Raw genomic sequence first — 13,310 nt, 5'->3', positions numbered from 1 at the left:
GGGCCGCGGTGCGCGCGCCTCGCCTCGCCGCCGGGCGGCCCCGGCTGCTGCGGCACGGCGCCCGGCTGTACGGGGTGGCGGCGACTGTCGACCCGCGCAACGGTCAGCTCGTGCTCTCCGTGGTGCCGGTGACTGTGGGTCAGCTCGTCGGGCGGCTGCGCCGGCGCGGCAGGCGCGGACCGGTAACGGCGCAGACGTCAGGGCGCGGCCCCGCCACGGCGCAGACGTCAGGGCGCGGCGCGGAAAACCTGCTCGGCCGGCATGGGCACCTGGAGGTAGGTGGTGCCGCGCAGGTCCAGCCAGGCCCGCTGCGGCGCGCGGACCAGCCGCACCATCACCCCGGAGCAGGCAGGGCAGCGCCCGACCAGGCCCGGGGCGTGCGAGTAGACGTGTAGCCCGGCCATCGGGCCGGTCGTCCCGCAGGTGTCGCAGCGCCCGGTGGTGGCGCTCAGGTCGACCGCGAACAACTCGCGCAGCGGGCCGTCGAGCATGTTGCCATCCACGTAGGACAGGTCGGTCATACGCCCTCCTCGGGTCTCAGCCGGTCGGGCCGAACCGTTCGGTCCGCACGCGCCGGGTCGGGTGACCCAGCCCCACCAGCAGGTCGGCCACGGTCTCCACGAATCCGGTGGGGCCGCACACGTAGCACAGCGGCTCCAGGTCGGGCGGCCAGCCGTGGCTGTTCACGTCGGCCAGACCGATCCGGTGCGGCTCGCCGCGCCAGCCCTCGGGCGCGGACCGGGTGTAGACGTACGCCACGTCGAGGCCCTGGTCGTCGCGGGCGCGGCGGCGCAGCTCGTCGGCGTAGATGACGTCGTCCGGGGTGCGCACCGAGTAGACGAGCCGGAACGGCGTGCGGCTGCCCGCGGCGCGGCGCGCGCGGATCATCGCCATCAGCGGCACCACGCCGGATCCGCCGCCGACCAGCAGCACCGGCGCGGTGTCGTCGCTACGCCAGACGAACCAGCCGCCGACCGGGCCGCGGACCTCCACCGGGTCGCCCTCGGCGTAGGTGTCGGTCAGGTACGGCGACACCTCGCCGTCGGGCACCCGCTGCACCGTCACCTCGATCCGCTCGCCGTCGGCGGGGCCGGCCAGCGAGTACGACCGGGCGGCCTGGTAGCCGTCCTCGGCGGTGAGGCGCAGGTCGACGTGCTGCCCGGGCAGGTGCCCGGGCCAGCCGGGCACGTCCAGCACCAGCGTCTGCGCGGTGGGTGTCTCGATCCGCCGCTCGACCAGCCGGGCGACCCGCCACATCAGCGGCGCGACGCGGCGGCCCTGCGCCTGCGCCGTCACCTCAGTCGCCCTGGTAGCGCTGCTCGCGCCACGGGTCGCCGTAGTCGTGGTAGCCGGCGGTCTCCCAGAAGCCGGGCCGGTCGTCGGCGAGCAGCCGGATGCCGTGCACCCACTTCGCCGACTTCCACAGGTACAGGTGCGGTACGAGCAGCCGCGCCGGTCCGCCGTGTTCGGCCGGCAGCGGCCCCCCGTCGTACGTGTGCACCACCCACGCCCGTCCGCCGCGCAGGTCGTCCAGCGGGAGGTTGGTGGTGTAGCCGCCGTACGAGTGCGCGAGCGCGTACCGGGCCTCGGTGTCGACGCCGTCGAGCAGCGTGTCCAGGGAGACGCCCTGCCAGGTGGTGCCGAGCTTGGACCAGCGGGTGACGCAGTGCAGGTCCACCGTCGGGGTGTCCTGCGGCAGGCCCATCATCTCGTCCCAGGACCAGCGGTACTCCGCGCCGGTCTCGCTGGTCAGCACGAACTCCCAGGTGTCCAGCGGCACGCGTGGCGTCGGGCCGGCCGAGAGCACCGGGAAGTCCTCGGTGAGGTACTGCCCCGGCGGCAGGTCGGGCGCGGACGTACGGGGCCGGCCCTGGAAGCCGGGCGAGACGATTCCCACCCGTCAGTCGTACCACCGCCGCTCCCGCCGGGGCAGGGGTTCCCACCGAGTCAGGCGGAACCTCCGCCCTGCACCTCGTGCACGACGGTGCGCTTGCCGTCGCCGCTGTTGCGGGTGGCCCGCAGGCTGGTGATGGTGACGATCACCAGGACGCCGATGATCACGCCGAGCGAGGCGAGCGTGGGGATCTCCGGTACGCCCTTCCAGATGCCGTGCGCCCAGTGCAGGCCGAGCTTGACGCCGATGAACGCCAGGATGGCGGCCAGGCCGTAGCTGAGGTGCACGAGGCGGCTGAGCGCGGCGTGCAGCACGAAGTACAGCGCCCGCAGCCCCAGCAGCGCGAACGCGTTGGTGGCGAAGACCAGGTACGGGTCCTCGGTGATGCCGTAGACGGCGGGCACCGAGTCGACGGCGAACACGATGTCCGTGGCCAGCACGGCGACCACGACCAGCGCGAACGGGGTGAGCGCCCGCCGGCCCGCCTGCCGGATGGTCATCCGGGTGCCGTGGTAGTCGTCGACCACCGGCATGATCTTGCGGAGCAGCCGGACCGACCGCATCTTGTTGATGTCGACCTCCTGCTCGTGCCCGGAGAGGGCGTCGCGCAGGAGCTTGACCGCGGTGGCGATCAGGATGAGCGCGAACAGTAGGAAGGCGAAGTCGAGCGTCTGAAGCGCGGCGGCGCCGAGCGCGATGAACACGCCGCGCAGCACCAGGGCGCCGGCGATGCCGTAGAGCAGCACCCGCTGGGCGAGCACGGCGGGCACCGCGAACGCGGCCAGCAGCAGCATGAAGACGAACAGGTTGTCGACCGAGAGGGACTTCTCGACCAGGTAACCGGTGAGGTACTCGACGCCCTGCTGGCTGCCGTACCGGGACCAGATCCAGGCGCCGAAGGCCAGCGGCAGGGCGATGTAGAAGGCCGACCAGCCCAGCGCCTCACGGATCGAGACCTCGTGCGGCTTCCTGGTGACCAGGAAGTCGAGCACCAGCAAAACGAGCACACCGACGATCGTCACGGCCCACAGCGTGGGCGTGCCGACAGACGACAACCCGGCCGCGGCCAGGGGCGACAATTCGGGCATGGAGCCTCCTCGAACACCGTGTCATGTTCGAGGTCTCCTTCACCCACGTTTTCGTGGGCAACCACCCGGGGCTCGCCTCGGCGGCTCGCCGTACTGACCGGAATGATTCGTGGGAAGTACTCCCCTCGCCTGCACAAGGCTAGGTCACCGCCGGACCGGACGCCAAGTCGGGACACGCATGATTGCCCTGGTCAACCACTGGGCGCCGGCGGAGGGCGTGGCGCCGGGTCACACCTGCCCCTATGGTGACGCGGGTGACCAACCAGGGACCACTGACCGGCGTACGGGTGATCGAGCTGGCCGGGATCGGCCCCGGTCCGTTCGCGGCGATGATGCTTGCCGACCTCGGCGCCGACGTGGTGCGCGTCGACCGGTCCGGCGGGGGCGGGTTCGGCGCCTTCCCCGGCGACCTGCTGAACCGCAACCGCCGCTCGATCGCCGTCGACCTGAAGCAGCCCGCGGGGCGTGGCCTGGTGCTCGACCTGGTCGCCGGGTCGGACGCGCTGGTGGAGGGCTTCCGGCCCGGGGTGACCGAACGACTCGGCCTCGGCCCGGACGCCTGCCTCGCCGCCAACCCCCGCCTGGTGTACGGGCGGATGACCGGCTGGGGACAGGACGGGCCGCTGGCGCAGCGCGCCGGGCACGACATCGACTACCTGGCGCTGACCGGCGCGCTGCACGGCGTGGGCCGCGCCGGGGAACGCCCGGTGCCGCCGATGAACCTGCTCGGCGACTACGGCGGCGGGGGCATGATGCTCGCGCTCGGCGTGGTCGCGGCGCTGTACGCGGTGCGCGGCGGCGCGCCCGGCCAGGTGGTCGACGCGGCCATCGTGGACGGCGTGTCGGTGCTCGCCACCCAGATCCACGCGCTGCGCGGCATCGGTCTGTGGCAGGACCCGCGCGGGGTGAACCTGCTCGACGGCGGCGCGCCGTTCTACGACACGTACGAGTGCGCCGACGGGCGTTACGTCGCGGTGGGTGCGCTGGAGCCGCAGTTCTACGCCGAACTGGTCCGGCTCACCGGTTTCCCGCTCGACGGCGACGACGCGCCGGACCGGGACGATCCGGCGAACTGGCCGGCGCTGCGGGCGGCCTGGGCGCGGCTGTTCCGCACCCGTACCCGCGACGAGTGGACGGAGCTGCTGGCCGGCACGGACGCCTGCGTGGCACCGGTGCTCGACTGGGCCGAGGCGCCGCAGCACCCGCACCTGCGGGCACGGGAGGTCTTCGTGGCGCCGGACGGCGTCACCCAGCCCGCTCCCGCGCCGCGCTTCTCGGCCACCCCGACGTCGGTCCGGCGGCCGCCGCCGTCGCCGGGCGAGCACACCGACGAGGTGCTGGCCGGCGCCGGGATCGACGCCGGCCGGATCGCCGCACTGCGCGACGCCGGTGTGATCGGCTGACCGGCCGCCGGTTCAGCGGCGCGCGGCGGCCGGGGCGAGGGCCGGTTCCACCATGTCCCGGTAGTCGCGGGGGAACTGCACCACGACGTCCTGGAACTCCCCGCCCCGGATCGCCTCGCGCAGCGTGACGAACACCGCACGTACGGCGTCCCGGGCGGTGTTCTCGTCGCAGTCCGCCCGGCGGGCGACCCGGGCGGCGAACTCGGCCGCGCCGAACCGTTCGGCAGCCTCGTCGCGCGGATAGGGCCGGAGCAGCCCCTGCAGTGGCTTGGGTAGCTGCGCGGCGAGGTCCAGCACCTCGCCGCCGGTCAGCCGCTCGGCGAGCGTCTCCAGCGTGGCCCCGGTGAGTGCGGCGGCCCGGTCCTCGCTCGTGCCGGTGAGCCGGGCGACCCGGCTCACGAAGGTCAGGTAGTGCATCCGTGGTACCCCCTTCGGTGCGCCCACCGCGGCTACCCGCGACGGCGCGCCGGAAACGGCGCCGGCCACCGGCGCGCGGCGACTGCGGGTTTTCCGCGCCTACGGGCGTGAGGGGCGGCGCGACGGGTAACCGCCGCCCGGTCATGACCCCGACTACTGCCACGAGGAGCCCGACCCATGGCGAGTTACACGGATGTCCTTGAGTACCTGTCCGCGCTTGACTACCCGGCCGGCAAGGACGACGTCATCCGCGAGGCGGAACGGGAGGGCGCGCCGCCGGACGTGTTGCGGGCGCTGCGTGCGCTGCCCCCGGTGGACTACGCCAACGGCACCGAGGTGGCCCGCTCGGCCGGCATCGACGCGGCGCCCGAGGTGAGCCCGTCGCAGCGCGCGGCGCAGGCCCGGGTCGACCACCCGCGCGTGTCGCAGCACCTGCGCGGCATCTGAGCACTGCGGCGGGCCGGCGGGCTACACGGCCGCCGGCCTCCGCGCGTGCGGACAAGGGCCGGTGTACGACTGTCGCGCGTGGGCGCTCCCCTGTGGACGCGCCCCGGACAGGCGAGCGCCCCGGGTCACGAACCGCGACCTGGGGCGCCACGCAGCACCTGTCCTGCGCGGTTCACGCCCGAACCGGGTCGCGACCACGCAGCGGTGAGATGTTCGCCCGAACCGGGCGGGCATCGCTGCCACGATCATCATACGACGCGACATCAGCCGAACGGGTGAGAATCGCGGAAGTGTGTCCGGGCGCACGCGTGCGCTCTGGCGGTCACCTCCGCGTACCGCCGCTCCAGGTCCACTCGCGCCAGCGCTCCGACCAGCCACGACAGTTGCTCCGACTCCCCGCTGCCGGTGAGTCCGGCGAGGTCGCGCGCGGTACGGCCCAGCCCGAGCCGCCGGGCCGCCGCGAGCGCCCGCCGGTCGGCCACCGGCGCCGCCTCACGCCACAGCGCCTGCGCCTCGCGCAGGAACAGGTCGCACACCTCGTCGTCCACTCCGGGCAGCGCGGTCAGCAGCCGGCGCTCCTCGCCCGGATCCTGGTGCGCGGCGGTCCGCAGCCGGCGCAGGTCGCCCCGGTACGTCTCGACGATCGTGCGGGCCAGGTCGCCGAGGGTGTCGGCGATCGCGGGCAGGTCACCGCGCAGCCCGGCGGCGCGCAGCACGCGTACCCGGTCCTCGTGGCGGGAGCGGGCCATCCGGGCCGCGGTGTCCCAGCCCGCGTCGCGCAGCGCGCCGGCCGCGTCGACGGCGCGGTGGAAGTCGCCCCGGCGGGCCAGCAGGACGGCCAGGTACAGCACCTGGAACAACTGGGCCGGGTTGTTCGTCACCCGGAACCCGAAGCACTCGGCGAACCCGCGGCCGTCTGCGGCGAGCCGGCGGGCGAGCCGCTTCTTGTCCGCGACGTCGCGCGGGACGGTGGTTGTCGGCATGCTGCCGACTACCCCGGCGACGGCGCGGCATTCGGGTACGACGGTCAGCCGCGGACGTCGCCGCCGCGATCACGGGCCTTGAGCCGGGTGGTGGGCAGCGCGGGCGCGGGCAGCGGCGGCGCCGCGTCGTCGGCGACCACGCCGAAGCGGCGGCCGGCCATCCAGTCCTCCCGGGCGGCCACCACCTCCTCGTGCGAGCGGCCGACGAAGTTCCACCACATCACCAGCGGCTCCTCGAACGGGGTGCCGCCGAGCAGCAGCAGCCGGGTGCCCGGCTCGGCGCGCAGCGTCAGCGCGTTCCGCCCGAGGCCCAGGTAGAGCAGCGCGCCGGGGGCCAGCGCCGTGCCGTCGCACTCGGCGGCGCCGGACATGGCCAGCAGCCCGTACTCGAAGTCCGGACGCAGCGGCAGCGTGGCCGGAGCCGGCCCGCGCACCTCGATCTGCGCGCCGACCAGCGGGGTGTGCACGACGGCGGGCGAGCGTTCCCCGCCGAGGTCGCCGACGAGCAGCGTGACGTCCAGCTCGCCGTCGCGGAAGCGGGGCAGGTCGGCGTGGTGGGCGAAGTCCGGGTCACCGGCGCGGGCCGGGTCGGGCAGCGCCACCCACAGCTGCACGCCGTGCATCAGGGGCGGGTGGACCAGCGGGGAGCGCTCGGAGTGCGCGATGCCGCGCCCGGAGGTCATCACGTTGAGCTGGCCCGGGCGGATGGGCTGGACGTTGCCGAGGCTGTCGCGGTGCAGGATCTCCCCGTCGAGCAGCCAGGTGACGGTCTGCAGCCCGGTGTGCGGGTGCGGCGGCACCTCCATGCCGGGCCGGTCGGCCACGTCGTCGGGCCCGAAGTGGTCGACGAAGCACCAGGCGCCGACCATCCGGCGCTGCCGCTGCGGCAGCAGCCGGCGCACAGTGGTGTAGCGGCCGAGCGGGACGTCGTGGCCGGGCAGCAGCACGCTGCCCGGGTCGGTCGGGCCGACGCCCGGTGGGAGCGTCTGCGCGGGCAGGGATTCGGTGCGGTCCACCGCCCGACTGTACGCTCACTCCGCGGTGACGCTCACCGCGTTGGCGCCCCCCACCAGGTCGAGGTAGAGCCGGTCGGCGGCCCGGTCCCAGCCCGGCGAGCTGACCAGGTCACCGGCGGCGATCCCGCCGCGACGCTCGTCGTACAGGGTCAGGGAGCCGGCGCCGGACGCCACCCGCACCCGGGCCGGCGGCCCGCCGGGCACGGTGACTGTCAGTTCGCTGACCCCGCCGGTCATCCGGACGATGAGCGAGCCGTCGAGCCGGGGCAGCAGCAGCCGGGTACGCGACGCGCCGCCGACCAGGTCGACCCCGGCGAGGCGGGTCTCACCCAGGTCGAGCCGCTGCTCGCTGACGCCGCCGATCAGCCGCAGCCGCCAGGTGACCCGGGAGTTGAGCACCACCTCCACGGCGGCCGGGCCGGGACGGCCGTTCTCCTCGATCCGCAGCCGGACCCGGTCGCCCACGAGCTGCGGGCGCGGGGTCACACCCGAGCCGTCCGGCGCGCCGATCCGGTACAGGTCGTCGCCGAGGTCGTCGGCCCGCAGCGTGAACCGGGTCAGCCCGTCGACCAGCTCGAACTGGGCGCGCTGCCGGTCGCCGCGGGGCGCGGCGAGCGTCTCAGCGCCGGCCACCTCGGCGGCACCGGCCCCGCCGGAGCCGCCACCGGGAGCGGGCGACGGCGGGGCGCCGCCGGAGAAGACCACGCCGAGCCGGGCCGGGTTGGACAGCGTCACCGCCACCGCCACCGCGCCGAGCACCACCACGAGCACCGCCGCCGCCGCGAGCAGCCGGGCTCCGCCGGACCAGCGGGGCCGGGCCAGGCCGGGGTCGTCCTCGGATGCGGTCATGGTCGTCCCCTCTCGCCGGTCCCCATCGGGTCATACGTCCGTGTCGGCGTCCCGGTTCATTCCCCCTGCGGTCCGTTCCCGCACCTTGCCGGCGCAGGCGGCCAGCACGGCCTGCGCGTCCAGGCCGAGGCTCTCGATCGCGACGAGCGCGGTGAACGCCACGTCGGCGAGTTCGGCGGCGACCTCCTCGCGGGTGTGCGTCACCCCCTTGCGCGGGTTCTGCCCGAGCAGCCCTATCCAGGCCGCCGCGACCTCGCCGGCCTCCTCGCCGATCTTGAGGATGCGACAGGTCAGTTCGGTGTCGCCGCGGCCGTTCGCGGCGTCGAGCCAGGCGCGCGCGTCCCGCGCCGTCGTCCAGATGGTGGCGTCCACGCCGACCAGTGAACCCCACCCCGCGCACCGTTCGTATCCTGGGGCGACGCAGGCCAGGGGGCCCGCGTCCCAGGCGAGAGGAGGTGCCCGTGATGCCGGAGACCGTCGAGTCGGTGTTCGCCGGCGTGGTCGCCCGGAACCCGGGAGAGCCCGAGTTCCACCAGGCGGTCCGCGAGGTGCTGGAGAGCATCGGTCCGGCCCTGGCCCGGCATCCGGAGTACGCCGAGGTGGTCGAACGCGTCTGCGAGCCGGAACGGCAGGTCATCTTCCGCGTGCCGTGGGAGGACGACCGGGGCCGGGTACGGGTCAACCGCGGCTTCCGGGTGGAGTTCAACAGCGCGCTCGGCCCGTTCAAGGGCGGTCTGCGGTTCCACCCGTCGGTCTACCTGGGCATCGTGAAGTTCCTCGGGTTCGAGCAGATCTTCAAGAACGCGCTGACCGGGCTGTCCATCGGTGGCGGCAAGGGCGGCGCGGACTTCGACCCGAAGGGCCGCTCCGACCGCGAGGTGATGCGGTTCTGCCAGAGCTTCATGACCGAGCTGTACCGGCACATCGGCCCGCAGACCGACGTGCCGGCCGGTGACATCGGGGTGGGCGGCCGGGAGATCGGCTACCTGTTCGGGCAGTACAAGCGGATCACCAACCGGTACGACGCGGGAGTGCTCACCGGCAAGGGCCTGGCGTACGGGGGCGCGCAGGTGCGCCGGGAGGCGACCGGGTACGGGGCGGTGTTCTTCGCCGACGAGATGCTCCGCCAGGCCGGGGACAGCCTGGAGGGCAAGCGGGTGGTGGTGTCCGGCTCCGGCAACGTGGCCATCTATGCGATCGAGAAGGTGCACCAGCTCGGCGGCACGGTGGTGGCGTGCTCGGACTCCGGCGGCTACGTGGTCGACGAGAAGGGCATCGACCTGGCGTTGCTGCGCGAGCTGAAGGAGCAGCGCCGGGGCCGGCTGGCCGAGTACGCGGAGCACGCGCGCAACGCCGTGGCGGTCGCTGACCGCAACGTGTGGGAGGTGCCCTGCGACCTGGCGCTGCCCTGCGCCACGCAGAACGAGATCGGCGGCGCGGAGGCGGCCGCGCTGGTCGCCGGCGGCTGCGTCGCGGTGGTGGAGGGGGCGAACATGCCCACCACGCCGGAGGCGGTGCGGATCCTCGGCCGGGCCGGGGTGCGGTTCGCCCCGGGTAAGGCCGCAAACGCCGGCGGCGTGGCGGTGAGCGGGCTGGAGATGCAGCAGAACGCCAGCCGCGACACGTGGACGTTCGGCGAGTCGGAGCAGCGGCTGCGCGAGATCATGCGGGACGTGCACGACAGGTGCTGGGCGACCGCCGAGGAGTTCGGCCTGCCCGGCGACTACGTGGCCGGGGCGAACATCCAGGGGTTCCGGCGGGTGGCCGAGGCGATGCTGGCGCACGGCCTGGTGTGAGCGGGCGGCGGGACGGACGCTGACGGCGTGGTCAGTCAGTCATTGACAGCCCTCGACGCCCGGCCTAGGTTCAGGACGCTACCGGCCGGTAGGCATCCGTCCCGCGTCGTCACCCCCGTCCCGGGGTGGCACCCGTCCCCGGGGAGCAGCGATGCAGCCCTCACCCGTCCGCCGCCGGCTGCTCGCCCTCGGCGCGGCCCTCGCGCTGACGCTCGGCCTCACCGGCGCTGCCCCCGCCGCCGCCACCGGCCGCGACGACGGCAGCGGCCCGCTGCCCGGCTACACCGTCGTCAACCCGCCGCTGCCGCCACTGGTCGTGAACGGCGCCGCCACCACCGTGCGGCAGGGCGTGCACGCCAACGCCGGGTACGTCATCGAGATCCCGGCGCGCTGGAACGGCGAGCTGGTGATGTGGGCGCACGGCTACCGCGGCCAGGGCACCGAGCTGTCGCCCGAGCCGCCCGGCTTCGACCTGCGGCAGCGCCTGGTGGCACAGGGGTACGCGTGGGCGTCGTCGTCGTACGACCGCAACGGCTACGACGTGCGCTCCGGCGTACGCGGCACCCGCGCCCTGGCCGACCTGTTCAGCCGTACCGTCCGGCGCCCGCACCGGGTACTGATCGCCGGGGTGTCGATGGGCGGTCACGTCATCGGCCGGTCGCTGGAGCAGTACCCGGGCTTCTACGCCGGGGCGCTGCCGATGTGCGGGGTGCTCGGCGACCAGGAGCTGTTCGACTTCTTCCTGGACTACAACCTGGTGGCGCAGGCGCTGGCCGGGGTGCGCGCGTACCCGACGCCGCCCGACTACCTGACCTCGGCGGTGCCCCGGATCCAGGTCACGCTCGGCCTGGCCGGGCTGACCCCGGGCGGCCCGGACACCACGAACGCGCTCGGCAAGCAGCTGCGCGCGGTCACCGTGGAACGCTCCGGCGGGCCGCGGCCCGGCGCCGACGCCGCGTTCGCGGTGTGGAAGGACTTCCTGTTCGGCATCGCGGTCAGCGAGGCGGACGGCTCCCCCGCCCGGCGGCCCGGTCAGCTCGCCACGAACCTGTTCACCAGGTACGCGCCGAACCAGCCGGTGAACCTCGACGCGACGGTGCAGCGGGTCGCGCCGGAGAACCTGCGCCAGCGGCTCTCGCCCGGTCTGACCGAGGTGCCCCGGATCGCCGGGCGGCCCACCGCGCCGGTGCTCAGCCTGCACGGGCTCGGTGACCTGTTCGTGCCGTTCGGCATGGAGCAGGCGTACGCCCGGGACGTGGCCCGGCACGGCCGGTCCCGGCTGCTGGTGCAGCGGGCCGTGCGCACCGCGCAGCACTGCGAGTTCAGCCCGGCCGAGGCCGGTGCCGCGTGGGACGACCTGGTCCGCTGGGTGCGTACCGGGAAGCGGCCGGCCGGTGACGCGGTCACCGACCGGCGCGCGGTGGCGGCGCCGGACTTCGGCTGCCGGTTCAGCGACCGGGCCGCCCGGGCCGCCGGCGTCGGCACCCGCCTGCTCTACCCGCCGTGCTGAGCGTGCCTCAGTCCTCCGCCCGGGAGTACCAGCCGCCCCGGTAGACGGTGCCCTGCGGGGTCGGCTGCGGCTCCGGCGGCGACTCCGCCTCCTGCGGCGCGGCCCCGGCGGTGCGGCGGGAGCGGCGGACCCGGCTGACCACGAACCAGCAGGCACCGGCCAGCACGGCCACGATGACGACCTTCTGGAACGTGCCCGCGTACGCCTCGACCACGTGCCACTGCTCGCCCAGCAGGTAACCGGCGAGCACGAACGTGGTGTTCCAGATCAGACTGCCCAGCGCGGTGTAGAGCAGGAACACCGGCACCGGCATCCGTTCCACCCCGGCCGGGATGGAGATGAGACTGCGGAAGATCGGAATCATCCGGCCGAAGAACACCGCCTTGACGCCGTGGCGCAGGAACCACGCCTCGGTGCGGTCCACGTCCTCCAGCTTGATCAGCGGCAGCCGCGCGGCCAGCGCGCGCATCCGGTCCCGCCCGAGGGCCGCGCCGATGTAGTACAGCGCCAGCGCGCCCACGATCGACCCGAGCGTGGTCCAGACGATCGCGCCGACCAGGCTCATCTTGCCCTGGCTCGCGGTGAAGCCGGCCAGCGGCAGGATCACCTCGCTGGGGATGGGCGGGAACAGGTTCTCCAGCGCCACCGCGAGGCCGGCGCCCGGGCCACCGAGCCGTTCCATCAGGCCGGTGACCCATCCGGTCACCCCGTCGCCGGACGGTTCCGCGGCCCGCGCGGTGCTCACCCGGGGGACGGCGAGCAGCTGTGCGTTTCCGATCATCGGACCAACGTTACGGGGCGAAGCCGCGGACGACCACGCGTGATGGAAACCATTATCGTGTACGCCATGCGTACGCCGCTGCGGATCGCCGTCGCCCAGCCGTTGACCCGCTCTTACGACGTCGAGGGCAACGCCGCCCGGCACGCCGACGCGGTGCGCGCCGCCGGAGCCCGCGTGGTGGTCTTCCCGGAGATGTCCCTGACCGGGTACGAGCTGACCGCCGCGCCGCTGGACCCGGCCGACCCGAGGCTCGCGGCGCTGCGGGCGGCCTGCGCCGAGACCGGCACACTGGCGCTGGCCGGGGCGCCGGTGCCCGGCCCGCACATCGGGGTGCTCGCGGTCGACGCCGAGGGCGTGCGGGTCGCGTACCGGAAGATGTTCCTGGGTGGCGCGGAGCCGCGGCACATGCGGCCGGGCCGGGAGCCGGCGGTGCTCGATGTGGACGGCTGGCGGCTGGGCCTGGCGGTGTGCAAGGACACCGGCACGCCGGAGCACGCGGCGGCGACGGTGACGCTCTGCGCGGACGCCTACCTGGCCGGGGTGCTGGAGTCGGCGGACGACGCGGCGGTGCCCGAGGAACGCGCCCGCCGGGTCGCCGCCGCGCACGGCGTGTGGGTGGTGACGGCGAGTTTCGCCGGCTCGACCGGAGGCGGGTACGCGCGGGCCGCGGGGGGCTCGGGGATCTGGTCGCCGGACGGCGAGCCGGTGGCCCGGGCCGGTACGGGCACCGGCGAGGTGGTCGCCGCCACGCTGCGGTGACGGTCAGCCCTCGTCGGCGCCGCCGCGCAGCCGCTCGTAGCCGTCGAGCAGCTTGCGCAGTGCGGTGGCGGTGACCGGGTCGATCTTCTCGTCCTCGGCCGCGTCGTCGATCTTCTCGCGCAGGTCCTCGACCCGCTTGCTCCGGTCCTTCGGCTTGCCCCGGTCCAGCTCGGCGGCCTTCTTGCGCAGGTCGTCGGCGGTCTTGCGGTCGACCAGCCCGATCGACTCGGCCCGGTCGATCAGCTCACCGAACCGGTCGCCGAGCTGACGCAGCGTCACCGGCTCGGGCACCGTCGACGGCGGCGCGGCACTGCTGGGCTCCGGGGCGGGCGGCTCGGCGGCGCCGGTCGACGGGCCGGCGGTGGGC

The 13,310-nt window shown here is 74.5% G+C and carries 15 protein-coding genes and 1 pseudogene; 5 read left to right on the top strand and 11 right to left on the bottom strand.

Annotation, left to right across the window (positions count from 1 at the left end):
- Positions 1-227: 227 nt before the first annotated feature.
- The 4 genes from AC2CHG_RS24960 to AC2CHG_RS24945 are packed head-to-tail and all read right to left on the bottom strand — an operon-like array spanning position 228 to position 2,982.
- Positions 228-521, bottom strand: coding sequence for a DUF6510 family protein (locus AC2CHG_RS24960; RefSeq protein ID WP_484525700.1), 294 nt, complete (start codon positions 519-521; stop codon positions 228-230).
- Between the two features lie 16 nt (positions 522-537).
- Positions 538-1,257 (bottom strand): ferredoxin reductase, encoded by a 720-nt coding sequence (locus tag AC2CHG_RS24955; protein ID WP_262015500.1) that lies wholly within the window; start codon positions 1,255-1,257, stop codon positions 538-540.
- 40 nt (positions 1,258-1,297) lie between these two features.
- Positions 1,298-1,897, bottom strand: coding sequence for a sulfite oxidase-like oxidoreductase (locus AC2CHG_RS24950; protein WP_013285974.1), 600 nt, complete (start codon positions 1,895-1,897; stop codon positions 1,298-1,300).
- Positions 1,898-1,947: 50 nt separating this feature from the next.
- On the bottom strand, positions 1,948-2,982 hold the full coding sequence (locus AC2CHG_RS24945) for a TerC/Alx family metal homeostasis membrane protein (protein ID WP_194801696.1): 1,035 nt from the start codon (positions 2,980-2,982) through the stop codon (positions 1,948-1,950).
- Positions 2,983-3,224: 242 nt separating this feature from the next.
- Between AC2CHG_RS24945 and AC2CHG_RS24940 the strand changes: the two genes are divergently transcribed.
- Positions 3,225-4,385 carry a CaiB/BaiF CoA transferase family protein gene (locus AC2CHG_RS24940; RefSeq protein ID WP_484525699.1) on the top strand — a complete coding sequence of 387 codons (1,161 nt, stop codon included), beginning with the start codon at positions 3,225-3,227 and terminating at the stop codon, positions 4,383-4,385.
- A gap of 12 nt (positions 4,386-4,397) precedes the next feature.
- Here the strand turns inward: AC2CHG_RS24940 and AC2CHG_RS24935 are convergent, their stop codons facing one another.
- Complete coding sequence (locus AC2CHG_RS24935; RefSeq protein WP_262015412.1) at positions 4,398-4,802, bottom strand: DUF2267 domain-containing protein; 405 nt, start codon at positions 4,800-4,802, stop codon at positions 4,398-4,400.
- Between the two features lie 177 nt (positions 4,803-4,979).
- On the opposite strand from AC2CHG_RS24935, the gene AC2CHG_RS24930 reads away from it, so the two are divergent.
- Positions 4,980-5,249 carry a DUF2795 domain-containing protein gene (locus AC2CHG_RS24930; protein WP_091427162.1) on the top strand — a complete coding sequence of 90 codons (270 nt, stop codon included), beginning with the start codon at positions 4,980-4,982 and terminating at the stop codon, positions 5,247-5,249.
- A 263-nt stretch (positions 5,250-5,512) separates the two neighbouring features.
- Here AC2CHG_RS24930 and AC2CHG_RS24925 read toward each other — a convergent pair whose 3' ends face one another.
- From AC2CHG_RS24925 to AC2CHG_RS24910, 4 genes are read right to left on the bottom strand one after another with little or no spacing between them, the layout of a single operon-like run.
- Positions 5,513-6,232 carry a hypothetical protein gene (locus tag AC2CHG_RS24925; protein ID WP_484525698.1) on the bottom strand — a complete coding sequence of 240 codons (720 nt, stop codon included), beginning with the start codon at positions 6,230-6,232 and terminating at the stop codon, positions 5,513-5,515.
- A gap of 44 nt (positions 6,233-6,276) precedes the next feature.
- Positions 6,277-7,248, bottom strand: coding sequence for a pirin family protein (locus AC2CHG_RS24920; RefSeq protein ID WP_262015414.1), 972 nt, complete (start codon positions 7,246-7,248; stop codon positions 6,277-6,279).
- A gap of 15 nt (positions 7,249-7,263) precedes the next feature.
- Positions 7,264-8,097 (bottom strand): hypothetical protein, encoded by an 834-nt coding sequence (locus AC2CHG_RS24915; protein WP_262015415.1) that lies wholly within the window; start codon positions 8,095-8,097, stop codon positions 7,264-7,266.
- A 30-nt stretch (positions 8,098-8,127) separates the two neighbouring features.
- A complete protein-coding gene (locus tag AC2CHG_RS24910; protein ID WP_262015416.1) occupies positions 8,128-8,469 on the bottom strand; it encodes a MazG-like family protein in 342 nt (113 codons plus the stop codon).
- Between the two features lie 92 nt (positions 8,470-8,561).
- On the opposite strand from AC2CHG_RS24910, the gene gdhA reads away from it, so the two are divergent.
- Positions 8,562-9,893, top strand: a complete 1,332-nt coding sequence (gene gdhA / locus AC2CHG_RS24905; protein ID WP_262015417.1) for an NADP-specific glutamate dehydrogenase — start codon at positions 8,562-8,564, stop codon at positions 9,891-9,893.
- A gap of 151 nt (positions 9,894-10,044) precedes the next feature.
- Positions 10,045-11,403 carry an alpha/beta hydrolase family protein gene (locus tag AC2CHG_RS24900; protein WP_484525697.1) on the top strand — a complete coding sequence of 453 codons (1,359 nt, stop codon included), beginning with the start codon at positions 10,045-10,047 and terminating at the stop codon, positions 11,401-11,403.
- Between the two features lie 7 nt (positions 11,404-11,410).
- On the opposite strand, the gene AC2CHG_RS24895 is transcribed toward AC2CHG_RS24900, so the two are convergent.
- Positions 11,411-12,184, bottom strand: a complete 774-nt coding sequence (locus AC2CHG_RS24895) for a DedA family protein (RefSeq protein WP_484525696.1) — start codon at positions 12,182-12,184, stop codon at positions 11,411-11,413.
- Positions 12,185-12,250: 66 nt separating this feature from the next.
- Between AC2CHG_RS24895 and AC2CHG_RS24890 the strand changes: the two genes are divergently transcribed.
- The gene (locus AC2CHG_RS24890; RefSeq protein WP_484525695.1) at positions 12,251-12,943 is read left to right on the top strand and encodes a carbon-nitrogen hydrolase family protein; all 693 of its coding nucleotides are present in this window, start codon (positions 12,251-12,253) and stop codon (positions 12,941-12,943) included.
- Between the two features lie 3 nt (positions 12,944-12,946).
- Here AC2CHG_RS24890 and AC2CHG_RS24885 read toward each other — a convergent pair.
- Positions 12,947-13,310: pseudogene (locus AC2CHG_RS24885) on the bottom strand (serine/threonine-protein kinase); the annotation flags it as partial.

It is taken from the genome of Micromonospora sp. ATLC20, from assembly GCF_057196585.1.
Note: the sequence above shows the minus strand (reverse complement) of the source record. Positions and strands in the feature narration are given on the sequence as shown.

Bases quoted from the DNA above. Each gene is read 5' to 3' on its own strand.
- AC2CHG_RS24940 (WP_484525699.1), top strand. From the start codon at position 3,225: ATGGTGACGCGGGTGACCAACCAGGGACCACTGACCGGCGTACGGGTG.
- AC2CHG_RS24890 (WP_484525695.1), top strand. From the start codon at position 12,251: ATGCGTACGCCGCTGCGGATCGCCGTCGCCCAGCCGTTGACCCGCTCT.
- AC2CHG_RS24930 (WP_091427162.1), top strand. From the start codon at position 4,980: ATGGCGAGTTACACGGATGTCCTTGAGTACCTGTCCGCGCTTGACTAC.
- AC2CHG_RS24900 (WP_484525697.1), top strand. From the start codon at position 10,045: ATGCAGCCCTCACCCGTCCGCCGCCGGCTGCTCGCCCTCGGCGCGGCC.
- AC2CHG_RS24895 (WP_484525696.1), bottom strand. From the start codon at position 12,184: ATGATCGGAAACGCACAGCTGCTCGCCGTCCCCCGGGTGAGCACCGCG.
- AC2CHG_RS24960 (WP_484525700.1), bottom strand. From the start codon at position 521: ATGACCGACCTGTCCTACGTGGATGGCAACATGCTCGACGGCCCGCTG.
- AC2CHG_RS24925 (WP_484525698.1), bottom strand. From the start codon at position 6,232: ATGCCGACAACCACCGTCCCGCGCGACGTCGCGGACAAGAAGCGGCTC.
- AC2CHG_RS24915 (WP_262015415.1), bottom strand. From the start codon at position 8,097: ATGACCGCATCCGAGGACGACCCCGGCCTGGCCCGGCCCCGCTGGTCC.
- AC2CHG_RS24955 (WP_262015500.1), bottom strand. From the start codon at position 1,257: ATGTGGCGGGTCGCCCGGCTGGTCGAGCGGCGGATCGAGACACCCACC.
- AC2CHG_RS24935 (WP_262015412.1), bottom strand. From the start codon at position 4,802: ATGCACTACCTGACCTTCGTGAGCCGGGTCGCCCGGCTCACCGGCACG.
- AC2CHG_RS24945 (WP_194801696.1), bottom strand. From the start codon at position 2,982: ATGCCCGAATTGTCGCCCCTGGCCGCGGCCGGGTTGTCGTCTGTCGGC.
- gdhA (WP_262015417.1), top strand. From the start codon at position 8,562: ATGCCGGAGACCGTCGAGTCGGTGTTCGCCGGCGTGGTCGCCCGGAAC.